Here is a 26,941-nt window from a genome sequence, read left to right on the forward strand (position 1 = left end):
TTAGTCATGAGAGAATCCACCTTCATTAAAAGGAACCTGCCCCGGTGGAAGCAATACCAGCAGGAGCCCAGTGACGATCCGGATGTAATGGCGGAACGGTTCACCAGTCTGCTGGATGATCTCGCTTATGCCAAGACCTTTTACAGCTTCAGTAAAGTTACGCGCTATATCAATGGAATGGCCGCGGCCATTTACCAGCATATCTACCGCAACCGCCGTGCAGACGCCGGAAGGGTACGGAACTTTGTTAAATACGAGCTGCCCCTCGTGATCCGCAAATATCACCGCATACTCCTATATACCTTTCTTTACTTCCTGCTGTTTGTAATAGCCGGCGCGTTTTCTGCCGGGCACGATGAAACTTTTATCCGCGGCGTGCTCAGTGATGAGTATGTGAACATGACGGAGCAGAACATCAGCAACGGCGATCCCTTTGGCATCTATAAGAACGAGAATGAGTGGATCATGTTTGTAAAGATCGCCTACAATAACGTATCCGTAGCCCTGCAATGTTTCCTGGGCGGGATCGTATTTGCCGTGGGCAGCCTGTGGATCCTGTTCCATAACGGCATTATGCTGGGCTCTTTTGAATACTTCTTTTTTGCCAGGGGCCTGGGTTGGCAATCTGTGCTGGTAGTGGGCATACATGGGGTGCTGGAGATCTCCGCTATTGTAATTGCCGGCGCGGCGGGCATGATCATGGGCAGCGGCCTGCTTTTTCCTGGTACCCGCAAACGGCTGGACGCGCTGAAGAAAACGGCCCGGGACGGCGTAAAAGTGATCTCCAGCATCATACCGGTGATCGTTATAGCGGCTTTCCTCGAAGGATTTGTCACCCGCCATACCGCTATGCCGCTATGGCTCAGTATCTTAATACTACTGGTCTCGCTCAGTTTTATAATAGGTTATTTTATTGTGTACCCGGTATATGTGCAACGCAAAGGCTACCGGCTCAGTGACACGGGCGCATTGATAAAGCCCGAAAAAGCAACGCCCGCAATATGATAACTTCCTCATACAGGCATATAATGCAGGGATCTGCACGCTGCTGGCTGCTGTTGGCAGGGCTCATACTGCCCATGCTGCTGCTGGCGCAGTCTGTTGATAGCTCTGCGGCACTTATCCAGCAGTACATGGATACGGCCGCCGCGGAAGACAGCTTCTATACCGCAGCGCCGGTGGAGGATACTGCGGGCCGTCATGAAGAACAGGAAGTAAAGACCCATTATTTCTGGGACCGGCAGCGCCCCCTGAATATAGACAGTACAGAAGAATGGTGGAGCAGCGGCAGCCTGGTGGAACGTAAGATCCCCGTAAAGATCTTCAACCAGCTAAAGGCGGATAAGGACCTGCAATACCATAAAAAGGCGCCCAAAGAGGTGGAAGCGCCCTGGCTCCTGCGCGCGCTTGTGAATGTGCTTGGTTTCATGGATAGTATCCGTGTTATATTGTACATCGGTTTGGGCTGTGGTCTGGCCTTGCTGATATTCAACTTTATGCGCCAGCAGGGCTTCCGGCTGTTTAAAAAACAATGGAACGAAACGCTGCCGGATGCGGCGGCGGAAACCGGCGGCAGCGAAGGGTATGAAAAACAGATCCAGGACGCTATTGCCAACGGGCGTTTCCGGATGGCGGTACGTTACCTGCACCTGCAGGCGTTATATGTAATGGCAGCCCGGCAGCTCATCACCCTGGGCAAGGATAAGACGAATGCCGATTACCTGCGCGGATTACTGAAAACCCCCTGGTACCAGCCATTTGCACGGCTAACCAGGGACTATGAATATATCTGGTATGGGGAGATGCCGGTAAATACAGAACAATTTGACCAGATCCATGGCCAGTTCCGGCAGTTCATGCGGTCCGTGGATAATCAATAGAGAAGCCAAAAAGTGAAACCGAAATTACTCATCATCATAGGCGTGCCCTTGCTGTTTTGCCTGATACTGTTCCTGGTAGCAGGCAAGCAATCGGCTGACAAGAGTACGGACTTGTGGGACCTGGCCCAGCAGAGCTTTTCCCATAAGGATAAACAGCCGGGCGGGTGTTATGTGGCTTTTCAGAGCCTGCAGCACCTGTATAACGGCGAGCGGGCCAAGGTGATGACAAAACCGTTTGCCCGCAGTTATAAGAAAGACAGCTACCTGAAAGGGGAGGGCATCCTCTACCTGCTGGTGGCCAACCAGCTCTATCCCAGCGAGCAGGATGTAGCGGATATGCTGCAGTTTGTAAGCACCGGCAACCAGCTGTTCCTGGCCGTGAACTACCCGGATAGCCTGCTGAAGGAGCGGCTGGGCGTGGAGGTAACAGACGCGATAACAGACAGCGCAGACCTGGACAGGTTATACCGGGAAGGTACCCGGCAACATTACGTAAATCCTTACCTGGCGCCGGATACTTCCTTTACCCAGGAGGATATTAACCGCGGTACGTATTTCACGCGGCTGGATACCGCGCAAACCACTATCCTGGGTACGGACGGGCGGCATGCTAATTTTGTACGGATCTCCCATGGTAAAGGAGATGTGTTCCTGCTGCTGAACCCTTCCAGCCTCACGAACTATTTTTTAATGCACCAGTATAATATCGCATCGCTGGAAAAGCAGGTAGCATATACCTACAATAATCCTTCGGGCATTTACTGGGACGAATATTATAAATACCTGAACGGCCCGCGCCGCGATTTCAGCGAATGGGAAGTGCTCATGCGCTATCCGGGCCTGCGATGGGCCCTATGGCTGTTCCTGGCGCTTGTCCTGATCTATGTGCTGTTTGAAGGAAAACGGCGGCAGCGCATTATCCCGGACCGGGAACTGCTCACCAACAACTCCCTGGAGTTTGCGGATACCCTGGGCCAGTTATATTATCAGCAGGGTAATAACCGTAACCTGGCGCAAAAGATGATCGTGCATTGGACAGAGTATGTACGTAACCGGTTTTACCTGAATACGGCACACCTGAACACGGCTTTCATCCATACGCTGGCGCATAAATCCGGCATGTCGCAGCCTGCCGTTCAGGAGATCGTGGATAGCATTCATCATATCCACCTGTCAGAATACATCAGTGACGATTATCTGGCGCAATTTTACAGGAGTATACAAGCATTTTACCTAAATACGAAATAGAGATGGACGTTAACACCTTTGAAACCAGGTCAGATCTTTCTACCCTTTACGAAGCAGTAGAGGCCATAAGGGCGGAGATAGGCAAAGTGATTGCCGGCCAGCACCAGATGGTGGACCTGTTAATTACGGGGCTGCTCACGCAAGGACATGTGCTTATAGAAGGCGTGCCCGGGGTGGCTAAAACGCTCACCGCTAAGCTGCTGGCCCGTTGTGTGGACGCAGACTTTTCACGCATACAGTTCACACCGGATATAATGCCCGCGGATGTGCTGGGCACCTCTGTATTTAACCCGCAAAGCCGGGAGTTTGAATATAAAAGAGGCCCGGTGTTCAGTAACCTGGTGCTGATAGACGAGATCAACCGCGCCCCCGCCAAAACGCAGGCCGCGCTGTTTGAGGTGATGGAAGAACGCCAGGTGACCAATGATGGCATTACCCATGCGCTGCCGCTGCCTTTTATGGTGATCGCCACGCAGAACCCCATAGAGCAGGAGGGCACTTACCGCCTGCCGGAGGCCCAGCTGGACCGTTTCCTGTTCAAGATAGAAGTAAAATATCCTGCCCTGGCAGAAGAGGTGGCCATGCTGCAGGCTATGCACCAGCATAATGGTATACCGGATGTAACACAGCTGGTGAACCGGGTGGTGACCGCCACGCAGATAATGGAGTTCCAGGCGCAGGTGCGTAAGGTGCATATTGAAGAGAAGCTGTTGCATTACATAGCGGCCCTGGTACAGGAAACCCGGGTGAATGCTTCCTTATACCTGGGGGCATCGCCCCGCGCCTCCCTGGCAGTGATGAACTGCGCCAAGGCCGTAGCCGCCATGCGTAACCGCGACTTTGTAACGCCGGATGATATCGTGGAGATGCTGCCGCATGTGCTGCGCCACCGTATCATGCTAACGCCGGAGCGGGAAATGGAAGGCATCGCAGAGGACGAAGTAATTGCCCAGATCATCAAAGCGGTAGAAGTACCCAGGTAATTACAAATTATTAATTACTAATTACTAATGGTGATAGAAGTGGTTATTTCAGGCGATTCGTCACCTTTGGACTCAGCAACATGAATATTATAACACTATATCGTTCCCTGTTTTTTGGCGTCCGGTGCTATTTGAGCATGGGGAGCACGGTGTTGCTGTTTGTGGCGTCTTATTTTTTCCCGGCATTGTTCTTTATAGCGCAGCTGGCGTTTGTGGTATTGCTGGTGCTGGTGTTGCTGGATCTGGTATTGCTGTTCTCCACTGCCGCGCCGTTGCAGCTGCAACGCCATGTGGCTGCCCGTTTCAGTAATGGGGATGAGAATGGGGTCAGTATCAGCGTGTTTAGTAGCTTCCGTTTCCCGGTATTCCTGTCAGTAATGGATGAATTGCCCTTTCAGTTCCAGCAGCGGAATCATGTGCTCAAAGCGCGGCTAAAGCCCGGCGCCGGTCATGAGTTCCGTTTTTCCTTACGGCCGCTGGAAAGAGGCGCCTACCATTTTGGTAATACCAATGTATTTGCCGCCAGCCCTTTCCGCCTGGTAAAACGGCGGCTGGTGTTTGAACAGCCGCAGGTAGTAAAAACCTACCCTGCTTTTGCGCAACTGCGGGAATATACGCTGCAATCCTTTGCAGACCGGCTACAGGAGCTGGGCATCCACAAGAAAAGGGTAGTAGGGCATAGTATGGAGTTTGATCACATCAAAGAATATAGCCGTGGTGACGATGTGCGCCGTCTTAACTGGAAAGCCACCGCCCGCCGGGGTAACCTGATGGTGAACACCTATGTGGAAGAACGCTCGCAGCAGGTATACTGCGTGATAGATAAGGGCCGTACCATGAAGATGCCTTTTGACGGGCTTACTTTACTGGATTATGCCGTCAACGCCACCCTTATCTTCAGCAATATTGTGCTGCAAAAAGGAGATAAAGCCGGTGTAGCTACTATTACCGCACAGCAGATGGATATCCTCCCGGCCAGCAACAAAAAAACGCAGCTCAATAAAGTGCTGGATATGCTGTACGCACAGGAAACCCAGTGGCAGGAAAGCGATTACGAAAAGCTAAGCGCCTCTTTAAGGACCTCGCTGTCACAACGCTCGCTGCTGATCCTCTTCACCAATTTTGAGTCCACGTCCGGTATGCGCCGGCAGCTGCCCTATCTGCGCCGTTTGGCGCGTCATCATTTGCTGCTGGTGGTGTTCTTCGAAAATACCGCGTTAAAAAAGGTAACGGAGCAATCCGCTACCAGCGTAGAAGGGATCTATAAACAGGTAATTGCCCAGCAGTTTGTATATGAAAAGCGCCTCATCGCACGGGAATTGTCACAATATGGCATCCTGTCGCTGTTATGCACCCCGCAGCAGCTGACCGTACAGGTGATCAATAAATATTTAGAATTGAAGTCAAGGATGCTGATCTAGCAGTACTCAGTCTTTGATATAAAAAAGTCCTGCACTTACACGTGCAGGACTTTTTTAATCTCTTTAACCAGCCTACCCCTTCCGCTTTTTCCTTTTATCCAGTACATCCCTTTCATCGTTGATGATCATAGAGTCATCATCCGGTTTTTGCTTTACAGGTATTACGGAGCTGATAGCCAGCTTGGGATTGGTCCTGGATACCGCTTTTACCGTAATAAAGCGGGTGGTATCGCCCTCCGGCAGCAGCAGGTCTTGCCCCAGCAGTTTGCCGGCAGAGGTTTCGAACCGCACAGCAGCCGTATCCAGCGGGTATATTTTACCCGTACTGAAACGGGCTTCCACATTCAGGTAAAAATGGATACCTCTTTTCAGGCTGTCCGCATAATGATTAAACCGGATACCGGTGATATAAGGCAGCTGTAAGGTGGTCTCAAACGCCTGGCCGGCTGCTTCGGGCAGGGTTACTTCCAGTTTTACCTGGTAATGCTGCTGCGCCACCTTATGCCGGTCAAAACTTAGGTAGCCGTTACGGAAAACGCCATCCGGGGTGGTGACCTTAATATATTTCCACCGGTAATCGCCTTGCATAAAACCTTCCGTTTGGCGGGTATCGCCGTTTTTATAGGTGATCTCCAGTCCTACGGGCGTTTGATCATACAGCTCCACGATGGAGGTACTGTCGTAGTAGGCAGCCACTCCGCTTATTTCCGCTTTTTGGGCGGATAGTAACAACGGCGTGCATAAAAACGGCAGCAACAGGCTGTTCTTTATCGGCTTCTTCCACTTGTATCCCATCCAGCAAAAATAACGGATATTATAGCTTCACCAGTGCTACGCGCCGGTTTTTAGCGCCGCCCTCTCCGGTGCTGTTATCCGCAATGGGATTGTTTTGTCCAAAAGCGTTGCTCTCCAGGGAATGAGGGCCCGCGGTGGGTTAATTACTGGTTCCGGGAACGGGGGATTTTAGATCGGCAGGCTCCTGGCTTCCTGCATGGTAGCATGCAGCTCCTGCATCAGCCTTTCCACGATCTCCCGGGTGGAGGTGATATCCTCTACCATTTCCACGCTCTGGCCGGCGCTCCATACATGCTGATAGGAGCCGGGGCGTACAGCCTGTTCCAGCTTCTTCATGCCCCTTACCTGCACCAGCATCTTAAAATACTTGCGGGTGCGTGGGTTGCGGCTCAGCATTTTTTCAAACCAGTTCTGCTTGTAACCTATCTTTTTAGCAGCGGGGGTGTTGATCACATTGCAGGGGGTGCCGGAGAGGCGCTCCGTTAATACAATGTCTTCCATCCCATATTCCAGGATGGCCTGTTTGTAGTCGTCGCTTACGCCGGCTTCGGCGCTGGCGATAAAGCGGGTGCCAATGGATACGGCATTAGCGCCCAGCACAAAAGCGCTGGCCATTTGCCGGCCGGTGGCAATGCCGCCGGCGGCTACCAGGAATTTGTCCGGGAATGCTTTCTGCAGGGCCGGCACCAGTACATGCATAGGGTAGGGGCCGGCATGTCCGCCTGCGCCGGCGCATACGGCAATAAAACCGTCGCAGCCCACTTTGGCGGCTTTTTCCGCGTGCTGCAGGTTGGTCACATCGCACAGTACTTTGCCGCCATAGCTATGGGCGGCCTCAATCACCTGCTGCGGGTTACCCAGGGAGGTGATGTAAAACGGTACTTTGGCCTGTACACAGTCCTGGAGATGTTTTACGTACAGGGGATTGGTCTTTTGTACGATAAGGTTAACCCCGTATGTGCCGTTGGACGTGCTGGCCAGGTGCTGGTTCAGGCGTTCCAGCAGCGCTTTGAGCTCGCCTTCCTTACGGAAGTTGAGGGAAGGGAAGGTGCCTGCAATGCCGTTGTCCATGGCTGCTTTAACCATGGCCTCATTGCTGACAAGGAACATAGGCGCCTGAATAATAGGGTGTTGGATGTTGAGGAGATTCATGGCTGATGTATTTAGCTGGCAGCTGACGGTCCTTAGCCGGCGGGCAGGTTTGGCTGACTGCCCTTGTCTGCTAACGGCCGCTTACCTGTAATTGTCTTGCTACATATTTCCCTAATATATCAAATTCCAGGTTAACGGTGTGGCCGGGTGCTACGGCAGATATATTGGTATGTTGGTAAGTGTAAGGGATCACGGCGATGGAAAACTCCCGGTCAGTTACATTAAATATGGTGAGGCTGATGCCGTTGAGGCAGATAGAGCCCTTTTCCACCAGCAGGGAGGCAAATTCCACGGGGTAGCGGAAGCGGTATTCCCAGCTGCCATCCTGCGGGGTTTTGGAAATACACTCGCCAACGCCGTCTACATGGCCCTGTACCAGGTGCCCGTCTATGCGCCCGTTGAATACCATGGCCCTTTCCAGGTTCACCTGCTGCCCGGGGGCCAGCTGGCCTAAATTGGTCTTTTGCAGGGTTTCTGCCACCGCAACTATCTCATAGTTGGCGCCTTGTATGCCGGTTACGGTCAGGCATACCCCGTTATGGGCAATGCTCTGATCTATTTTAAGCTCCGGCGCGAGCGCGGACTGAATGGTAATCAACAGGTTACCGCCTTCCTGTTTGGTAGATACAACCTCTCCTAATGATTCTATGATACCCGTAAACATAATATGCTGATTTGCTAATAAATGATCCACGCGAATATAGTTATTAACGGATTAAGATCGTCGCTCCGGTCTGCATGGTTGTATTTTCATGGGTCTTTGCTGCTGTAGCTTCGCAGCTCAGCATCCCCGCACATTCTCTGCCGCTGGATCTGTGCTTGTCTTCTCTGCCTGGTCGCCAATGTCTGCCTCCGCCGCTTGTCTCTCTGCCATCCACCAACGCCTGCCGCCGCCGGTCTCCTCTGCTCATTCGCCAATGCCCTGCCGCTGCTTGTCTCCTCCGCTCATCCGTATATCAAGTTTGTTTTTTTAAAACAAACCCGTATCTTTGCCTTCCTTAAAAATATTTAAATCAGGAGCATATATTATGTTGATCATCGATTCCAAAGATTGCGAAAACATTGACAAGGCGCTTAAAAAATACAAAAAGAAGTTTGAGAAGGCGCGTATACTGTTACAGTTACGTTCACGTCAGTCCTTCACCAAACCTTCTATCAGGCGTCGTAACCAGGTGCTGAAAGCTGTTTACAAACAGCAGATGGCCAACGGCAAGTTTGAAGATTAATCCGGTTGCCGAAGCGGCCGTTCAAAATACTTGATGATTGTAAGGTTTTGTAATAACTTTACAATCATCAATTTTTTGTATTTGAGCAAGCAGCCCACACACCCGGTAGCAGTCCGGTTCTTAGCTTACATTGCGCTGGAAAAGCGTTATTCCGCCCATACGGTGGCTGCCTACGGGCAGGACCTCTACCAGTTTTTTGAATACCTGCAGGCCCAGTATGATGGGATACCGGAGCTCTCCGCTATTAGCCACCTGCACATCCGTTCCTGGCTGGCTGCGCTGATGGCGGAGCAACAGCAGGCGCGCACCGTTAACCGCAAAATTTCCGCATTAAAATCGTTTTTTAAGTATACCGTCCGGCAGGGCCTTGTCCTGCAAACGCCGATGGTGAAGGTCACTGCGCCCAAGATAAGCCGCCGTTTGCCGGGGTTTATTGACGAAAAGGGCATGCAGGCGGTGGAAGATAACCGCAGCATGCGCCGGGGGCAGGAAGATCTGCCCATCTTTGCAGACGACCTGGAAGGACAAACGCACCGGCTCATTTTTGAGCTGCTGTACCATACCGGCATCCGTTTGTCGGAGCTGATCAATTTGCAGGAGCGGCATGTAGACGCGGCCAATCTCACCATCAAAGTGCTGGGAAAAGGCAATAAGGAACGTATCATCCCCATCAGCCGGGAACTGCTGCAGCAGGTACAGGCTTATAGCGCCCGCAAGCGTAAAGAGCTGGAAGAACTTGCCGCCGGGGTACTCATCGTTAACCACCGGAACGGCCGCAAGCTGTACTCCAAATATGTGTACAATGTAGTAAACGGTTACCTGTCGGAGCACCAGATCACCACCATTACGCGTAAAAGCCCGCACGTGTTGCGGCATACTTTCGCTACCCATCTCACCAACAACGGGGCAGATATCAATGCCATCAAGGAGTTGCTGGGGCATTCCAGCCTGGCGGCTACCCAGGTGTATACCCATAATACCATCGAAAAATTGAAGGATGTGTTTAAGCAGGCGCACCCAAAGGCATGATTGATCAGCGGTTAGCTGTTCATCACGTCTAAAAAATCACGCTGCACTCATCGCTTTCAGCAGGGTAGTAGATCTGCTATGTTTACCAATACGCGCAAACCCGCGCTACCGGCTGAAAGCCAGTCCCCAACTACTAACGGAGAATGTTAAATACGCCACGCTTTAACAAATTATTAAGTATTTAAAGTGCTAAAGCGAACAAAAATCTCTATATTAGTAATAGAGTTTGTCACCTACCTGAACATCATAAAAAATAGCCTATGAAATGATGTATACCAGTTCGAATTGAGATTGTTAAATATTAAAAAAATTAGTGTCATGAACGTTCAAATTCAAACTGTGCATTTTGATGCGGATTCCAAATTGATTGACCATGTGAACAAAAAAGTCCAGAAACTAACCAATTTTTATGACCGGATTGTAAGCGTGGATGTTTTCTTAAAGTTGGATAACTTATCACACCAGATCAAAGACAAAATAGCAGAGATAAAAATCCGTATCCCTCGCCACGACCTATTTGTAAAGCACGAGTCTAAATCCTTTGAAGAATCCTTCGATCTCGCCCTTGCAGCCGCTGTAAATCAGATCAAGCGCCAAAAAGAGAAGAAATTTCAGTAAATCCTGAAAAATATTTTGAAAGTAAAAACCTCTTTACTACCTTTGCCATCCCGATTCAAAAAGAGGGTCGGCGAAGGTAGTAAAGTTCTTTACTGTAGGGCATTTTAGCCCAAATTGATCAGGTAGAATCTTAAGAATATCCGGGTAGTAAAAAAACAATTTTGAGATTTCAACAAAGCTGTTATTTTTGCGCTCTCTTTACCGGGTTCTTGTTCATAAATACTTGGTATGCCAGCATAGCTCAGTTGGCCAGAGCTACTGATTTGTAATCAGTGGGTCGGGGGTTCGAATCCCTCTGCTGGCTCCCTGATAATCCTCCCACGGCGGGAGGATTGGGAATGTTACGGGCAGGTTCCAGAGCGGCCAAATGGGGCGGACTGTAAATCCGCTGTCTTTCGACTTCAGAGGTTCGAATCCTCTCCTGCCCACAACAAAAGTAGTTCCGCTTTTGCCTTTTGCAGAGGCGGAATTTAGTTGTTGAATGAGGTTTGTTCTTTGGAAATGTTTTTTTGGAAATAATACGCGGGAGTAGCTCAGTTGGTAGAGCGACAGCCTTCCAAGCTGTAGGTCGCGGGTTCGAACCTCGTCTCCCGCTCACACTTAAGCTGTTGAAGCGCAATAGCTGATCGAAAGAGTATTATTCACCGGCGCTTACATACCAAAAGCGTGTAAGACCGGCCTTCAAAAATTATTATATAAGCTGTTGTAGCTCAGGGGTAGAGCACTTCCTTGGTAAGGAAGAGGTCGTGAGTTCAATTCTCATCAACAGCTCAGTAAGTTTAGGCGTTGTAGCTCAGTGGAAGAGCACCCCGCGGTAGCGGGAAGGTCGTGAGTTTAATTCTCATCAACAGCTCAGTAAGTTTGGCGAAACAAGGAGGCACTCCTCAATCGCCCAGTAATTTTAGCGTTGTAGCTCAATGGAAGAGCATCCCGTGGAAACGGGGAGGTCATGAGTTCAATTCTCATCAACAGCTCAAGAGTCTTATGACGACTGTTTTTATCAAATGGCCGGCGCTTGTTTTTCAGGCGGCGGCATCTTTGAAACAGGATATTAAAGAAATACGATTTTTATGCCCCGGCTTGCGGGAAGTCGTAAGTTCAATTTTCTCCAAACAGGTTCATCAGATTCAAACATTGTTTCAGTATCACCTTTTTCGGCCTGCTGATCAAGTTTTTATGACTAAGCGTTGTAGCTCAATGGCAGAGCAGTTCCGCGACCGGAAAAAGAAATGAGTTCAATTCTCATCAACTGCGCAAGTTTGTAAAACAGTTTTAAAAACAACTATTAATACAATCTTTACAAACCATCTAAAAAGAAAATACAATGGCAAAAGAAACCTTTAAGCGGGATAAACCCCACGTAAACATTGGTACCATCGGCCACGTGGACCACGGTAAAACTACCTTGACTGCTGCCATTACAACCATTTTGGCTAACAAGGGTCTGGCAGAGAAGAGAGGTTATGACGAGATCGACGCGGCTCCTGAAGAAAAAGAAAGAGGTATTACCATCAATACAGCACACGTAGAGTATCAGACAACTAATCGTCACTATGCTCACGTTGACTGCCCGGGCCACGCTGACTATGTGAAAAACATGATCACTGGTGCTGCGCAGATGGACGGTGCTATCCTGGTGGTTGCCGCTACAGATGGTCCTATGCCGCAAACAAGGGAGCACATCCTGCTGGCTAAGCAGGTAGGTGTACCCCGTATAGTAGTATTCATGAACAAGGTTGACCTGGTTGATGATGCTGAACTGCTGGAACTGGTAGAGATCGAGATCCGTGACCTGCTGTCTAAAAACGGCTTCGACGGTGATAACGCTCCTATCATCAAAGGTTCCGCTACCGGCGCGCTGGCTGGCGACGCTAAATGGGTTGGTGCTATCGACGAACTGATGGACGCTGTGGATTCTTACATTCCCCTGCCTCCCCGTCCGGTTGACAAGCCGTTCCTGATGTCCGTAGAAGACGTATTCTCTATCACTGGTCGTGGTACCGTGGCTACAGGTCGTATCGAACTGGGCCGTATCAAGGTAGGTGAGGAAGTTGAGATCGTTGGTCTGCAGACTGAAAAAATGAAATCTACCTGTACTGGTGTGGAAATGTTCAAGAAAATACTGGACGAAGGCGAAGCTGGCGATAACGCTGGTCTGCTGCTGCGCGGTATTGAAAAGACCCAGATCCGCCGTGGTATGGTTATCTGTAAACCTGGTTCCATCACCCCGCACACTGAATTCAAATGCGAAGTTTACGTACTGAGCAAAGAAGAAGGTGGCCGTCACACTCCGTTCTTTAACAAATACCGTCCTCAGTTCTACTTCCGTACAACTGACGTTACCGGTGAAGTTGAACTGCCTGCTGGCGTTGAGATGGTTATGCCTGGTGATAACGTGTCTCTGACTGTAAAACTGATCCAGCCTATCGCTATGGATAAAGGTCTGAAATTCGCTATCCGCGAAGGTGGCCGTACCGTAGGTGCTGGTCAGGTTACTGAGATCATCAAATAATTAACGGTCTTGGAAATATAGTTGTAAGTTGCAAGTAGTGGGCTGTAAGTTTGTAATTAGATAATAATAAATTAACTTACGTCTTGCCACTTGCGACTTACAACTTCAAACGGGCATAGTTCAATGGTAGAATAGCGGTCTCCAAAACCGTTGATACGGGTTCGAATCCTGTTGCCCGTGCTAAAGAAAAAAGATGCAAGGTGAATAGTGACAGGTGAATGATATTTGCAAACACAAAACATTCACTTATCACCGTTCACTTTTAGCATTATCAGTAACCCAACGGTTAACTTTATACCATGAACAAAATCAGAACTTATTTTCAGGAGTCTTATCACGAGCTGGTTCATAAGGTATCCTGGCCTACATGGCAAGAGCTGCAATCCTCTACCATGATCGTGCTGATAGCTACGGTTATCATCACACTGGTAGTTTGGGGCATGGATGCGCTTTCCAATGTAGTGCTAACTCAATATTATAAAATGTTTTAAATGATGGATGCATCCAATACCAATACCAATAACCCTACTCAGGAAACAAAGTGGTACGTACTGCGTGTTGTTAGTGGCAAGGAAAAGAAAGTGAAAGAGTACCTGGATATTGAGGTGCGCCGTTCCGATTGGGGCAATGTAATTACACAGGTTTTCCTGCCCGTGGAAAAAGTATATAAAGTGCAGGCCGGTAAAAAGGTGATGCGCGAAAAGAACTTCTACCCCGGTTATGTGATGATCGAAGCCATCGACGGTAAAATGACCGACGAAGTGATCCAGTCCATCCGTAACGTTTCCGGCGTTATTCACTTCCTGGGTAAGGAACATCCCATCGCCCTCCGTAAGGCAGAAGTGAACAAGATGTTAGGTAAGGTGGATGAGATGAGCGACCAGGGCATTACCATGAGCGAGCCGTTCATCGTAGGCGAAACCATCAAGATCATCGATGGTCCGTTTAATGACTTTAACGGTATCATTGAAGAAGTGATAGAAGACAAGAAAAAGCTGAAAGTGACTGTAAAGATCTTCGGCCGCGCTACCCCGGTAGAGCTCAACTTTATGCAGGTAGAAAAGATCAGCTAAGGCTGACAAACTATAAAAAGACAACGCCACAATCATCCGTGATTGTGGCGTTGCTGTTTTTGGTTAACCCTTTACTGCTTACGTTTCATGGTAAGCTCCATGGTTTTAACATCTTTGCCGTCAGTTACAGTGAACATCTCCATTTTCTGGGTGTTCTCGTCTACCATGTAGACATTTTGTTTCACCTCGCAATCTTTGCCTGTCATGGGATCCAGCATTTTGCCGGTGAAATGGATGGATTTGGTGGCGTCGTCCCATTTGCCTTCCATGTAGGCAATACCGGTGCCCATGTTGTCTACCCAGGAGCTCACAAATACCTTTTTGGCATTGTCGTAGCCCATGTTGCCCAGACCTTCAAAAGGCATGTCCATAACGGTGCCGGTAATTTTGGACTCCTGGTAGCGGCCGCCCAGGATCATGCGGTTAGTGGAATTACCCGTGCTTTTTGTCGGGGGCGCAGTGGGGCTCATCCAGGAAGTCATTTCGTAAGTCCAGTCCCCGTCTGCCTTGGCAAGCATCTGGTGCATGGGACCGGGCGTCATGTATTCCATCCAGGCTTTTTGGGCAGCCTGCTCGTCTGCTGATTGGGCCTGTGCAGGATGGTGGAGCAACAGGCAAAGCAGGGCGGCTGATAACAATAGATATTTCATACAGGTGAGTTTATCTAAAGTTACGATAGATACTGCGAATAGGGAGCAGTCAGGTTAGCTGACGATTATTCCGTACCTTTGCCCTGGTTTTTCCCGAGAATATCTATGAGAGTAATGTTATTGCTGGCGGTCCTGTTCGGAATGACACTGAATGCACAGGCCCAGGCGCCCACGGCTAAACCCGCACCCGCATTTATAATACCTGATTCCGTTACCCATACGCCTGAACAGTTAAGCGATTACCTGGCAGGACATACCTCATCGGCACGCGATTTCGTAAAACAGCTGTTTACCTGGATCACCGTCCATGTGAGTTATGATGTGGCGGCCATGTACCAACCAGGGCTTTATAAGGATACCGCGGATGCGGCTAATAAGACCCTGGCTACCCGGCAGGGTGTATGTCAGGGCTACGCTTCCCTGTATTACATGGTGTGTAGAAGAGCCGGCATACCGGTATACCTGGTAGCCGGGTATACCCAGATCAATGGCAAACTGGCTGACGCAGCCCATGCCTGGGTTGCGGTAAATATTGATAATACCTGGTATATGACGGATCCTACCTGGGGCGCCGGCGCGCTTGTAAACGGGCAGTTCGTGCGGCGGGCAAACGGGAGTTTCTTCCTGGTGCAGCCTGGCAATTTCGTGAAAACGCATATGCCTTTTGATCCTTTGTTCCAGCTTTTGGAGCATCCGTTCAGGCAGGAGGAGTTCCGGGATAACAACTGGGCCCTCGCAGCCAGCCGCCCGGTATTCCATTACCAGGACAGCCTGGCCATATATAATAAGGAGGACCAGCTGAGCCGGTACCAGCATACGGCAGACCGGATCATACGGAACGGCATTACCAACACCTTTACCGGCACACAACTGCAGTACCTGCAGAATGCGGTAGCGGCCATGCAGCAGAATAAGACCATAGATGCGCGGAATGGGGTAGTACACCGCTACAACAGCAGCGGCGACCATTATAATATGGCGGTAAACCAGTTTAACGAATATGTGAACTATAGAAATAATCAGTTCAGGCCTTCCCGGCCAGATGCGGAGATCAGGGGCATGATAGACAGTATTGCGTCCTCCCTGCAGTTATCAAAACAGGAGCTGTCAGGGCTGGAGGGGCCGGACGCCGAATTAGGGAAGAACATACAAGCACTGCGGGATTCCCAGACCGGGTTGGAAAAACGGGTAGAGGAGGAGCAGGCTTTTGTAACAAAGTACCTGAAAACCGGCAAGCTGTTCCGTAAAACATTATTTTATAAAATACGCGGGTTTGGTGGCTAACAAAATAGCGGAGAATTGCAATAGAATTGTAAAAAATTTTCATAGTGAGCAAAAAGAATGCCTAACTTTGAAAACTTTTTGTCAACTTAATTATATTACCTACCTTTGCATCCCCTTTAAAAGGCAAAATTTAATTAAAAGATTAGATTTTAACACCTTTTAGTTTGGGAGTTCCGCGGCGAGCGGGACGTTTTCACCAAATTAAAACACACATTTATGGCAAAAGAGATTGCAACGTACGTAAAATTGCAGGTAAAGGGTGGCCAGGCTAACCCTGCGCCTCCGATCGGACCTGCCTTAGGTTCCAAGGGTGTGAATATCATGGAGTTCTGCAAGCAGTTCAATGCCCGTACCCAGGATAAGATGGGTAAGGTATTGCCTGTATTGCTGACCGTTTACACCGACAAATCCTTTGACTTCGTAATCAAGACGCCGCCCGCAGCCGTTCAGTTACTGGAAGCTGCGAAGTTGCAGAGTGGTTCCAAAGAGCCTAACCGTAATAAAGTAGGTAAGGTGAACTGGTCAAATATCGAGGCTATCGCCAAAGATAAAATGTCCGACCTGAACTGCTTTACGCTGGAAAGCGCTATGAGCATGGTAGCCGGTACTGCGCGCAGTATGGGTATCACCGTAGATGGTAAAGCTCCCTGGGAAAACTAATTATGTCAACGCCCTTTTTAACGGGCAATTTTAAAAACACATTGACAAATGGCAACTAAGAAAAGAAAAGCGGCTGACACAAAGGTGGACAAAAATAAGATCTACAGTCTGAAGGATGCTTCTACCCTTGTAAAAGATATCAACTGCACCAAATTCGACAGCTCTGTCGATCTGCATATCCGCTTAGGCGTTGATCCTAAGAAAGCTGACCAGGCTATCCGTGGTTCTGTAACGCTTCCCCACGGTACTGGTAAGACCAAGAAAGTACTGGTGCTTTGCACACCGGAGAAAGAAGCCGATGCAAAAGGCGCCGGCGCTGATTTCGTAGGTCTGGACGAATTTATCCAGAAGATCGAAGCTGGCTGGACAGACGTAGACGTGATCGTTGCTACGCCTTCCGTAATGCCGAAGATCGGTAAACTGGGTAAGATACTGGGCCCCCGCAACCTGATGCCTAACCCCAAAACCGGTACTGTTACCAATGATGTAGCAGCTGCTGTAAATGAGGTAAAAGGCGGTAAGATCACCTTTAAGGTAGATAAAGCTGGTATCATCCACGCTTCTATCGGCCGTGTTTCATTTGCACCTGAGAAGATCGAGCAGAACTCACAGGAGCTGATCAACGCGATCATCAAACTGAAACCGTCCACTGCAAAGGGCACTTACCTGAAAGGCTTATCCATGGCTAGCACCATGAGCCCCGGTATCGTGATAGACACTAAATCTGTTCAAATCTAATCCGTTTGCCACTGGCAGATAGGGTGCAAACAAAACAAAAGCAATGAACAAAGATCAAAAGAACGAAGCGATTGAACTGCTGAAAAGCAAGTTCACTCAATATAGCAACTTCTACATCACCAATACGGAATCATTGACCGTAGCCCAGGTGAACAAGCTGAGGAAGGTGTGTTTCGATAAGAACGTGGAAATGAAAGTGGCTAAGAACACACTGATCAAGAAAGCGCTGGAATCTCTGGATAGCGAGAAATACGCTGGTGTGTACGAAGCCCTGAACGGCGTAACAGCCCTCATGTTCTCCGACAGCCCGAAAGAGCCCGCCGTTATCATCTCCGCTTTCCGTAAAGAAAGCAAAGGTGGCGACAAACCTGTACTAAAAGCTGCATTTGTAGCTGATGAAGTGTACAGCGGCGATAACCAACTGGCTGCCCTGGTACGTATCAAGACCAAGAACGAGCTTATCGGCGAAGTTATTGGCCTGTTGCAGTCTCCTGCAAGCCGCGTGATCTCTGCTTTGCTCGAAAAAGCGAAGAAAGAAGAAGCCGGCGCAGCTGCTCCCGCAGCAGAATAACACGACAGCTGTTGGCTATTAGCTCTTAGCTATTAGCGCAGACAACAGCGAAGAGCGCACAGCCAAAAGCTAAAAGCTCTCAAAAAACTGGCTTCCAAGTCACGATATAAACACTCTGTGTAAACAACATTTAAAAACATTATCTAAAAACATTATACAATGGCAGACGTAAAAGCATTGGCCGAACAATTGGTAGGCTTAACTGTTAAGGAAGTACAAGAACTCGCAGACGTACTGAAATCTGAGTACGGTATCGAACCAGCTGCTGCTGCAGTGGTTGTAGCTGCAGACGGTGGTGGCGGAGCTGCTGCTGTAGAAGAGAAAACTTCCTTCAACGTTATCCTGAAGGCCGCTGGCGCCAGCAAGCTGAACGTAGTTAAGATCGTTAAAGATCTGACTGGTCTGGGTCTGAAAGAAGCCAAAGAACTGGTAGACGGTGCACCGAAACCGGTTAAAGAAGGCGTTAACAAGGCCGAAGCAGAAGACCTGAAAGCTAAGCTGACTGAAGCTGGTGCTGACGTTGAGATTCAGTAATTCTTTGCTTAATATACCCTTTAATAAGGTATTGTGATTTTTTTAAAGGTCAAAAGTGCTTTTGCACTTTTGGCCTTATTCCCTTTGGGAAAGCGTCTTTTTCAGGACATGGAAGCCGGGACTATACCGGCAGGAATATAAGTAATTAGATGAGAATCACAAACTTTTGATGGTATATTGAAGAAGAAATCTTAACTTCCCGGATTTCGTTGTGAATTTTGGTTCACAATTTATACAAGTCAAATAACTGCTAACTTCGAATATGTCTCTAAAACAAGCCCAAGCAAACGAAAGAGTTAATTTTGGAAAGATCAAACAAGTGACTGAGACACCGGATCTGTTGGCTATCCAAATTCAATCTTTCAAGGATTTCTTCCAATTAGAAACCACACCAGATAAGCGGAACAATGAAGGCCTTTTTAAAGTGTTTAAAGAGAACTTCCCGATTACGGATACACGCAATATCTTTAATCTGGAGTTTCTGGACTATTTCGTGGATCCGCCGCGTTACACGATTGAAGAGTGTATAGAAAGAGGGCTTACCTATTCCGTACCGCTGAAGGCTAAACTGCGCCTGAGCTGTAACGATGAGGAACACGTAGACTTCCAGACCATTGTGCAGGATGTGTTCTTAGGCAACATCCCGTACATGACCCCCAGAGGTACCTTCGTTATCAATGGTGCAGAGCGCGTGGTAGTATCACAGCTGCATCGTTCTCCTGGTGTATTCTTTGGACAATCCATACATCCCAACGGAACTAAGATCTACTCTGCCCGGGTGATCCCGTTCAAGGGCGCCTGGATGGAGTTTGCAACGGACATCAACAACGTGATGTACGCCTATATAGACCGTAAGAAGAAATTCCCGGTTACAACCCTTTTACGCGCTATCGGTTACGAAACAGATAAGGACATCCTCCAGCTGTTTGGTATGGCCGATGAGGTAAAAGCAGACAAAAAGAGTCTTGATAAATACGCCGGCAAAAAGCTGGCCGCCCGTGTATTAAGAAGCTGGGTTGAAGACTTTGTGGATGAAGATACCGGCGAGGTGGTAAGTATTGAGCGTAATGAGATCATGCTGGAGCGCGATAGCATCCTGGATGAAGCCAATATTGAGACCATCGTGGATATGGGTGTAAAAAGCGTGTTCGTGCAGAAGGAAGAGGTGAGTGGCGATTTCTCCATCATCTATAACACATTAAATAAGGATACATCTAACTCCGAGCTGGAAGCCGTTCAGCACATCTACCGCCAGTTACGTGGCGCTGATGCGCCGGATGATGAAACTGCAAGGGGCATCATTGATAAATTATTCTTCTCCGATAAACGTTACGACCTCGGCGACGTAGGCCGGTACAAGATCAACCGTAAGCTGGGCCTGAGCACCAGCCTGGATATGAAGGTACTGACCAAGGAAGATATCATCGCGATCATCAAATACCTGGTGCAACTCACCAACGGTAAAGCGGAGATCGATGATATCGATCACCTGAGCAACCGCCGTGTACGTACCGTGGGCGAACAGCTGTACGCCCAGTTCGGCGTAGGTCTGGCCCGTATGGCCCGTACCATCCGCGAGCGTATGAACGTACGTGACAATGAGGTGTTTACCCCGGTAGATCTGATCAACGCCAGGACTCTGTCCTCCGTGATCAACTCCTTCTTTGGTACTTCTCAGCTGTCACAGTTCCTTGACCAGACCAACCCGCTCTCCGAGATCACGCACAAACGCCGTATCTCCGCGCTGGGCCCCGGTGGTCTGAGCCGCGAAAGAGCTGGCTTTGAGGTGCGTGACGTACACTACAGCCACTACGGCCGTCTGTGTACCATCGAAACACCGGAAGGACCGAACATCGGTCTGATATCCACCCTCTGCGTACACGCCAAAGTGAACGATATGGGCTTTATCGAAACGCCTTATCGCAAGGTGAACGACGGTAAAGTAGATATGGATAAAGTACAGTTCCTGAGCGCCGAAGAAGAAGATCTGGTGAAGATAGCCCAGGCGAACGCAGAGCTGGATGAAAAAGGCAGCTTTGTAAATGACAAGGTGAAATCCCGCGAAACCGGTGACTTCCCGATCCTGGACAGGGGTGAAGTAGAATACATGGACGTGGCTCCGAACCAGATCGTGGGTCTGAGCGCCTCCCTGATCCCCTTCCTTGAACATGATGACGCCAACCGTGCGCTGATGGGATCAAACATGCAACGCCAGGCAGTACCGCTGATCGCTCCGGAAGTACCTATCGTAGGTACCGGTCTGGAAGCTAAAGCAGCGCGCGACTCCCGCTTGCAGATCACCTCAGAAGGTAAAGGTGTGGTGGAATTTGTGGATGCAAACGAAATACATGTACGCTACGAGCGCGATGAAATGCAGAAACTGGTGAGCTTTGAAGACGATCTGAAAATATACCGTCTTACCAAGTTCGTTAAAACCAACCAGAGCACCTGTATCAACCTGCGCCCCTGCGTTAAGAAAGGACAGCACCTGGTAGAAGGAGACTTCCTCACGGAAGGCTACGCTACCCGTGGCGGTGAGCTGGCCCTGGGCCGTAACCTGAAAGTGGCCTTCATGCCCTGGAAAGGTTACAACTTTGAGGATGCCATCGTGATCTCTGAGCGTGTTGCACGTCAGGATCTGTTCACATCTATACATATCGACGAATACGAACTGGAAGTACGCGATACCAAACTGGGTGAAGAAGAACTGACCCCGGATATCCCGAACGTGAGCGAAGAAGCCACCAAGGACCTGGATCAGAACGGTATCATCCGCGTGGGCGCCCACATTAAAGAGGGCGATATCCTGATAGGTAAGATCACCCCCCGCGGTGAATCCGATCCTTCTCCGGAAGAAAAGCTGCTCCGTGCGATATTCGGTGATAAAGCATCTGATGCGAAGGACGCTTCCCTGAAGGCGCCCCCGAGCACAGAAGGTGTGGTGATCGACAAGAAATTGTTCAGCCGCGCCAAAAAAGACAAGAACTCCAAGACCCGCGAAAAAGCGTCCCTGGAAAAACTGGAAAAGGTTCACCAGAAGAACGAGGAAGACCTGCTGGAAGTGCTGATGAGCAAACTGCTGGTGCTGCTGAAGGAAAAAACCTCTGCAGGTATCACCAACACCTATGGTGAAGTGCTGATCTCCAAAGGCTCCAAATTCTCCCAGAAGAACCTCGCCAATGTGGACTTCCAGAACGTGAACCCGCTGGGCTGGACTACAGACGACACTACCAACGACCAGATCAACTGGCTGCTGCATAACTACAACATCAAGTACAATGAAGAACTGGGCCGCTACAAACGCGAAAAGTTCAACATCTCCATTGGTGATGAGTTGCCTGCAGGCGTGCTGAAACTGGCGAAAGTATACCTGGCCAGCAAACGTAAGCTGAAAGTGGGTGATAAGATGGCAGGCCGCCACGGTAACAAGGGTATCGTTGCCAAGATCGTGCGTGACGAAGACATGCCGTTCCTGAACGATGGTACACCGGTAGATATCGTACTGAACCCGCTGGGCGTACCTTCCCGTATGAACCTGGGTCAGATCTATGAAACCGTACTGGGTTGGGCCGGTCTGAAATTGGGTGTTCGCTTTGCAACCCCCATCTTCGACGGTGCTACTACAGAGGAAATAGCCGACTTCATCGGCCAGGCAGGATTGCCCAGCTTTGGTCATACCTATCTGCATGATGGCGAAACCGGCGAGCGCTTCCACCAGAAGGCTACCGTGGGCGTGATCTACATGCTCAAATTAAGCCACATGGTGGACGACAAGATGCACGCCCGTTCCATCGGCCCCTACAGCCTCATTACCCAGCAGCCGTTGGGTGGTAAGGCGCAGTTCGGTGGTCAGCGTTTTGGTGAAATGGAAGTGTGGGCCCTGGAAGCATACGGTGCATCCAACATCCTGCAGGAACTGCTCACTATCAAATCCGATGACATTGTAGGCCGTGCAAAAGCTTACGAGGCCATCGTAAAAGGAGACAACATCCCGAAAGCCGGCGTGCCTGAATCCTTTAACGTATTGATCCATGAGCTGCGTGGTCTGGGTCTGGACCTGAAGTTTGAATAAAGCTTTTAGCTACTAACCATTGGCAACCGCTGGTGGTTAGTAGCATTACGATAGTCTAGGAAATATATTTGCCGATAGCCAACCGCTAGAGGCTAACAGCTAAAAGCTAATTGAAGATGGCCATAAAGAAAGAAAATCGTCCTAAATCAAATTTTAGCAGCATCACCATCAGTCTGGCGTCTCCGGATGCAATCCTGGAGCGCTCTTACGGGGAAGTGCTGAAACCGGAAACCATCAACTACCGTACTTACAAACCGGAGCGTGATGGGTTGTTCTGTGAGAGGATATTTGGCCCTGTAAAGGACTATGAATGCTATTGCGGAAAATATAAACGTATCCGTTATAAGGGTATTGTGTGCGACCGCTGTGGTGTGGAAGTAACGGAAAAAAAGGTACGCCGCGAAAGGATGGGTCACATCCGTCTGGTAGTGCCTGTAGTACACATTTGGTATTTCAAATCCCTGCCTAATAAGATCGGCTACCTGCTGGGTATGTCATCCAAAAAGCTGGAGACCATCGTATACTATGAAAGGTATGTAGTTATACAGGCCGGCGCTAAGCAGGAGAAAGGTATGAACTACGGCGACCTGCTCACAGAAGAAGAATACCTGGATATACTGGATACCCTGCCCAAGGACAATCAGCTGTTGCCGGATGAAGATCCCAACAAGTTCATTGCCCGTATGGGTGCAGAAGCGGTAGAAATGATGCTGGCCCGCATAGACCTGGACAGCCTTTCTTACCAGCTGCGTAACCAGGCTGCCACAGAAACCTCTCAGCAGCGTAAGGCAGAAGCCCTGAAACGCCTGAGCGTAGTGGAAGCATTCCGCGAAGCCAATACACGCGTAGAAAACCATCCGGAATGGATGGTTATGCAATACATTCCCGTAGTTCCCCCGGAACTGCGTCCGCTGGTGCCCCTGGATGGCGGCCGTTTTGCGTCTTCTGACCTGAACGACCTGTACCGCCGGGTGATCATCCGCAACAACCGTCTGAAACGCCTGATCGAGATCAAGGCGCCCGAGGTGATCCTGCGTAACGAAAAACGTATGCTGCAGGAAGCCGTGGACTCCCTGTTCGATAACTCCCGTAAATCCAACGCGGTGAAGGCAGAAGGCGGCCGCGCCCTGAAATCACTCTCCGATGTGCTGAAGGGTAAACAAGGCCGTTTCCGTCAGAACCTGTTGGGTAAACGTGTGGACTACTCCGGTCGTTCCGTTATCGTGGTAGGCCCTGAGCTGAAACTGCACGAGTGCGGTTTGCCCAAGGACATGGCGGCAGAGCTGTTCAAACCATTCATTATCCGTAAACTGATAGAAAGAGGCATCGTTAAGACCGTGAAATCAGCTAAAAAGCTGGTAGACCGGAAGGAAGCGGTAGTTTGGGATATCCTGGAAAACGTACTGAAAGGTCACCCTGTAATGCTGAACCGTGCGCCAACGCTGCACCGTTTGTCTATCCAGGCTTTCCAGCCCAAACTGGTGGAAGGTAAAGCGATACAGCTGCACCCGCTGGTGTGTAGCGCGTTCAACGCCGACTTTGACGGTGACCAGATGGCGGTACACGTGCCTTTGAGCAATGCCGCAGTACTGGAAGCCCAGTTGCTGATGCTGTCATCCCATAACATCCTGAACCCTCAGAACGGTACGCCTATCACGCTGCCTTCTCAGGACATGGTACTGGGTCTGTACTACATCAGTAAGGGTAAGAAATCTACGGATACGGAAAAAGTACAGGGTGAGGGCAAAGCCTTCTACTCTGCAGAAGAAGTGATCATTGCCTATAACGAAGGCAAGGCAGACCTGCACGCGCATATCAAGGTGAAAGCCTGGGTACGTAACATAGCTGCAGGCGTGCTGGAGCACAAACTGATAGAAACAACCGTAGGCCGTGTGATCTTTAACCAGTTCGTTCCAAAAGAAGCTGGTTATGTAAACGCGCTGCTGACCAAGAAGTCACTGCGTGAGATCATCGGCGACATCATCAAATACACCGATATCCCCAAGACTGCGAAGTTCCTGGATGATATCAAAACGCTTGGATTCCGTACAGCATTCCGTGGCGGTCTGTCATTCAACATCAATGACCTGATCATCCCTGAAGTGAAACAGCACATGATCGATGGCGCTGCTTCCGAAGTGGATGAGGTGTGGGATAACTACAACATGGGTCTGATCACGAATAACGAACGTTACAACCAGATCATCGATATCTGGTCCCGTGCGGATACCAAAGTGACAGAAACGCTGATCCGCGAGCTGGCAACAGACAAACAGGGCTTTAACTCTGTGTACATGATGCTTGACTCCGGTGCGCGTGGTTCCAAACAGCAGATCAAACAGCTGGCAGGTCTGAGGGGATTGATGGCCAAACCGCGTAAGAGTGGTTCTACTGGCTCTGAGATCATCGAAAACCCGATCCTGTCCAACTTTAAGGATGGTCTGAACGTATTGGAATACTTCATCTCTACGCACGGTGCGCGTAAAGGTCTGGCAGATACCGCGTTGAAAACGGCGGACGCCGGTTACCTGACCCGTCGTCTGGTGGACGTAGCACAGGATGTGGTGATCACGGAAGAAGACTGCGGTACCCTGCGTGGTATTGCTACTACTGCCCTGAAAGATAACGAGGAGATAGTAGAGCCGCTGTATGACCGTATCCTGGGCAGGACTTCCCTGCACGACGTATTCGATCCGCAAACAGAAGAGCTGATCGTAGCCGGTGGTGGAGAGATCACAGAAGAGATCGCACATGCAATTGAAGAAAGCACTATAGAAACCGTAGAGATCCGTTCCGTACTTACCTGCGAAAGCCGCAGGGGCGTGTGCGTAAAATGTTACGGTAAAAACCTGGCAACCGGTTACCTGGCCCAGAGAGGTGATGCTGTAGGTATCATCGCTGCCCAGTCCATCGGTGAGCCTGGTACACAGCTTACACTGCGTACCTTCCACGTGGGTGGTGTGGCCGGCTCTGCTTCCGTAGAGTCTGCGCTGACCGCTAAGTTCGAAGGCACCGTACAGTTCGATGGCTTACGTACTACCACCTACGAAAACAACGATGGTGATAAAGTACAGGTAGTTATCGGCCGTACCGGTGAGCTCCGTATCATGGACGTGAAGAACGACCGCCTGCTGATCACCAACAACGTACCTTACGGCTCTACCCTGATCGTTAAAGACGGTCAGAAAGTAGCCAAGGGCGATGTGATCTGTACCTGGGATCCGTTCAACGCCGTTATCGTATCCGAGATCGCTGGTTCCATCCGCTTTGACAGCATCATAGAAGGTATCACCTTCCGTGAAGAGGCTGACGAGCAGACTGGTCACCGTGAGAAAGTGGTTATTGAGACCAAGGATAAGAACAAGATCCCGTCCATCATTGTTGAAGGCAACAAAGAGGTGAAATCATACAACCTGCCGGTAGGCTCCCACATCGTAATTGATGAAGGCGAAGGCGTAAGGGCCGGTCAGGTAATTGTGAAGATCCCGCGTGTGATCGGTAAGCTGCGCGATATCACCGGTGGTCTGCCGCGCGTAACAGAACTGTTTGAAGCACGTAACCCGAGCAACCCTGCTATCGTATCTGAGATAGATGGCGTGGTGACCTTTGGTAACATCAAACGTGGTAACCGCGAGATCATCATTGAAAGCCGCGAAAGCCAGGTGAAGAAATACCTGGTGCCGCTGACCCGCCACATCCTGGTACAGGACGGTGACTTCGTGAAAGCGGGTACCGCACTGTCTGACGGTTCTATCACCCCGGCAGATATCCTGTCCATCAAAGGACCATTTGCAGTACAGGAATACCTGGTGAACGAGATACAGGAAGTATACCGTTTACAGGGTGTGAAGATCAACGATAAACACATCGAAGTGATCGTACGGCAGATGATGCGTAAGGTAACCATCGAGGATCCGGGAGATACCCGCTTCCTGGAAGGCGATACCACGGATAAATTTGAATTCTTTGAAGAGAACGATAATATCTTCGACAAGAAGGTAGTAACGGAAGCAGGCGAATCCGCCAGCCTGAAAGCAGGTCAGATAGTGACCTTGCGCCAGGTAAGGGAAGAGAACTCCCTGCTGCGCCGCGCAGATAAAAAGCTGGTGGAATACCGCGATGCAAATCCGGCCACTTCCAGCCCGCTGTTGCTGGGTATCACCAAAGCATCACTGGGTACGCACAGCTGGATCTCTGCCGCATCCTTCCAGGAAACCACCAAAGTACTGTCATCTGCAGCCATCACCGGTAAAACAGATGATATGCTGGGCCTGAAAGAGAACGTGATCACGGGTCACCTGATCCCGGCCGGTACTGGTCTGCGCGAGTTCGAAAATATGATCGTAGGCTCCAAAGAAGAATATGACATCCTGTCCTCTTCCAAGGAAGTGTTCCAGTTCGATGAAGAAGAATAATCTGATCATGTAATGGATAATAAAAAGTCCCGCCCATAAAGCGGGACTTTTTTATTGACCGTAATTGCATGAAATCATGT

At 49.7% G+C, this 26,941-nt stretch carries 22 protein-coding genes and 7 tRNA genes; 25 read left to right on the forward strand and 4 right to left on the reverse strand.

Annotated elements, in window-relative coordinates; all coding sequences use genetic code 11:
* Positions 1-6 precede the first annotated feature (6 nt).
* The 5 genes from F0L74_RS17225 (at position 7) to F0L74_RS17245 (ending at position 5,532) form a co-directional block, all read left to right on the forward strand.
* Positions 7-1,005 (forward strand): stage II sporulation protein M, encoded by a 999-nt coding sequence (locus F0L74_RS17225; RefSeq protein ID WP_149839134.1) that lies wholly within the window; start codon positions 7-9, stop codon positions 1,003-1,005.
* Positions 1,006-1,028: 23 nt separating this feature from the next.
* Complete coding sequence (locus tag F0L74_RS17230; protein ID WP_188316044.1) at positions 1,029-1,880, forward strand: DUF4129 domain-containing protein; 852 nt, start codon at positions 1,029-1,031, stop codon at positions 1,878-1,880.
* Positions 1,881-1,892: 12 nt separating this feature from the next.
* The gene (locus F0L74_RS17235) at positions 1,893-3,128 is read left to right on the forward strand and encodes a DUF4350 domain-containing protein (protein WP_149839136.1); all 1,236 of its coding nucleotides are present in this window, start codon (positions 1,893-1,895) and stop codon (positions 3,126-3,128) included.
* A 2-nt stretch (positions 3,129-3,130) separates the two neighbouring features.
* A complete protein-coding gene (locus F0L74_RS17240; protein ID WP_149839137.1) occupies positions 3,131-4,111 on the forward strand; it encodes an AAA family ATPase in 981 nt (326 codons plus the stop codon).
* A 137-nt stretch (positions 4,112-4,248) separates the two neighbouring features.
* On the forward strand, positions 4,249-5,532 hold the full coding sequence (locus tag F0L74_RS17245; RefSeq protein ID WP_246197749.1) for a DUF58 domain-containing protein: 1,284 nt from the start codon (positions 4,249-4,251) through the stop codon (positions 5,530-5,532).
* Positions 5,533-5,604: 72 nt separating this feature from the next.
* On the opposite strand, the gene F0L74_RS17250 is transcribed toward F0L74_RS17245, so the two are convergent.
* From F0L74_RS17250 to F0L74_RS17260, 3 genes are all read right to left on the reverse strand, one after another.
* Complete coding sequence (locus F0L74_RS17250) at positions 5,605-6,327, reverse strand: hypothetical protein (RefSeq protein WP_149839139.1); 723 nt, start codon at positions 6,325-6,327, stop codon at positions 5,605-5,607.
* A gap of 168 nt (positions 6,328-6,495) precedes the next feature.
* Complete coding sequence (locus F0L74_RS17255) at positions 6,496-7,479, reverse strand: NAD(P)H-dependent flavin oxidoreductase (protein ID WP_149839140.1); 984 nt, start codon at positions 7,477-7,479, stop codon at positions 6,496-6,498.
* A gap of 70 nt (positions 7,480-7,549) precedes the next feature.
* Complete coding sequence (locus tag F0L74_RS17260) at positions 7,550-8,143, reverse strand: riboflavin synthase (protein ID WP_149839141.1); 594 nt, start codon at positions 8,141-8,143, stop codon at positions 7,550-7,552.
* Positions 8,144-8,507: 364 nt separating this feature from the next.
* Here F0L74_RS17260 and rpsU point away from each other — a divergent pair, with 364 nt between their 5' ends.
* From rpsU to nusG, 13 genes are all read left to right on the forward strand, one after another.
* On the forward strand, positions 8,508-8,705 hold the full coding sequence (gene rpsU / locus F0L74_RS17265; RefSeq protein ID WP_149839142.1) for a 30S ribosomal protein S21: 198 nt from the start codon (positions 8,508-8,510) through the stop codon (positions 8,703-8,705).
* 81 nt (positions 8,706-8,786) lie between these two features.
* Positions 8,787-9,734 carry a phage lytic cycle repressor MrpR family protein gene (locus F0L74_RS17270; protein WP_246197750.1) on the forward strand — a complete coding sequence of 316 codons (948 nt, stop codon included), beginning with the start codon at positions 8,787-8,789 and terminating at the stop codon, positions 9,732-9,734.
* A gap of 318 nt (positions 9,735-10,052) precedes the next feature.
* Complete coding sequence (locus F0L74_RS17275; protein WP_149839144.1) at positions 10,053-10,352, forward strand: HPF/RaiA family ribosome-associated protein; 300 nt, start codon at positions 10,053-10,055, stop codon at positions 10,350-10,352.
* 230 nt (positions 10,353-10,582) lie between these two features.
* Positions 10,583-10,656 (forward strand) — tRNA-Thr (locus tag F0L74_RS17280).
* A 41-nt stretch (positions 10,657-10,697) separates the two neighbouring features.
* A tRNA-Tyr gene (locus tag F0L74_RS17285) sits at positions 10,698-10,780 on the forward strand.
* Between the two features lie 94 nt (positions 10,781-10,874).
* Positions 10,875-10,947 (forward strand) — tRNA-Gly (locus F0L74_RS17290).
* A gap of 104 nt (positions 10,948-11,051) precedes the next feature.
* Positions 11,052-11,123 (forward strand) — tRNA-Thr (locus F0L74_RS17295).
* Between the two features lie 135 nt (positions 11,124-11,258).
* Positions 11,259-11,323, forward strand: a tRNA-OTHER gene (locus F0L74_RS17300).
* 213 nt (positions 11,324-11,536) lie between these two features.
* Positions 11,537-11,606: transfer RNA gene (locus F0L74_RS17305), tRNA-Ser, on the forward strand.
* Positions 11,607-11,676: 70 nt separating this feature from the next.
* Complete coding sequence (tuf, locus tag F0L74_RS17310; RefSeq protein WP_149839145.1) at positions 11,677-12,864, forward strand: elongation factor Tu; 1,188 nt, start codon at positions 11,677-11,679, stop codon at positions 12,862-12,864.
* A gap of 109 nt (positions 12,865-12,973) precedes the next feature.
* A tRNA-Trp gene (locus F0L74_RS17315) sits at positions 12,974-13,044 on the forward strand.
* A gap of 119 nt (positions 13,045-13,163) precedes the next feature.
* Positions 13,164-13,355, forward strand: coding sequence for a preprotein translocase subunit SecE (gene secE / locus F0L74_RS17320; RefSeq protein ID WP_149839146.1), 192 nt, complete (start codon positions 13,164-13,166; stop codon positions 13,353-13,355).
* Positions 13,356-13,937: a transcription termination/antitermination protein NusG gene (nusG, locus tag F0L74_RS17325; protein ID WP_149839147.1), complete on the forward strand. Its 582-nt coding sequence runs from the start codon at positions 13,356-13,358 to the stop codon at positions 13,935-13,937.
* A 71-nt stretch (positions 13,938-14,008) separates the two neighbouring features.
* Here nusG and F0L74_RS17330 read toward each other — a convergent pair whose 3' ends face one another.
* Positions 14,009-14,587, reverse strand: coding sequence for a DUF1579 domain-containing protein (locus F0L74_RS17330; RefSeq protein ID WP_149839148.1), 579 nt, complete (start codon positions 14,585-14,587; stop codon positions 14,009-14,011).
* Positions 14,588-14,692: 105 nt separating this feature from the next.
* Here F0L74_RS17330 and F0L74_RS17335 point away from each other — a divergent pair, with 105 nt between their 5' ends.
* The 7 genes from F0L74_RS17335 to rpoC all read left to right on the forward strand — a co-directional run bounded on the left by F0L74_RS17335 (position 14,693) and on the right by rpoC (position 26,861).
* Positions 14,693-15,871 (forward strand): transglutaminase domain-containing protein, encoded by a 1,179-nt coding sequence (locus F0L74_RS17335; protein WP_149839149.1) that lies wholly within the window; start codon positions 14,693-14,695, stop codon positions 15,869-15,871.
* A 216-nt stretch (positions 15,872-16,087) separates the two neighbouring features.
* Positions 16,088-16,531 carry a 50S ribosomal protein L11 gene (gene rplK / locus F0L74_RS17340; RefSeq protein ID WP_149839150.1) on the forward strand — a complete coding sequence of 148 codons (444 nt, stop codon included), beginning with the start codon at positions 16,088-16,090 and terminating at the stop codon, positions 16,529-16,531.
* Between the two features lie 48 nt (positions 16,532-16,579).
* Entirely contained in the window at positions 16,580-17,269 is a 690-nt protein-coding gene (rplA, locus tag F0L74_RS17345; protein WP_149839151.1) for a 50S ribosomal protein L1, read from the forward strand.
* A gap of 43 nt (positions 17,270-17,312) precedes the next feature.
* Positions 17,313-17,840: a 50S ribosomal protein L10 gene (gene rplJ / locus F0L74_RS17350; protein WP_149839152.1), complete on the forward strand. Its 528-nt coding sequence runs from the start codon at positions 17,313-17,315 to the stop codon at positions 17,838-17,840.
* A gap of 159 nt (positions 17,841-17,999) precedes the next feature.
* Positions 18,000-18,374 carry a 50S ribosomal protein L7/L12 gene (gene rplL / locus F0L74_RS17355; RefSeq protein WP_149839153.1) on the forward strand — a complete coding sequence of 125 codons (375 nt, stop codon included), beginning with the start codon at positions 18,000-18,002 and terminating at the stop codon, positions 18,372-18,374.
* A 262-nt stretch (positions 18,375-18,636) separates the two neighbouring features.
* Positions 18,637-22,446, forward strand: a complete 3,810-nt coding sequence (gene rpoB, locus F0L74_RS17360; protein ID WP_149839154.1) for a DNA-directed RNA polymerase subunit beta — start codon at positions 18,637-18,639, stop codon at positions 22,444-22,446.
* A 116-nt stretch (positions 22,447-22,562) separates the two neighbouring features.
* A complete protein-coding gene (rpoC, locus tag F0L74_RS17365; protein ID WP_149839155.1) occupies positions 22,563-26,861 on the forward strand; it encodes a DNA-directed RNA polymerase subunit beta' in 4,299 nt (1,432 codons plus the stop codon).
* Positions 26,862-26,941: the final 80 nt, after the last annotated feature.

The sequence above is a fragment of the Chitinophaga agrisoli genome, from assembly GCF_008386695.1.
Classification (GTDB): Bacteria; Bacteroidota; Bacteroidia; order Chitinophagales; family Chitinophagaceae; genus Chitinophaga; species Chitinophaga agrisoli.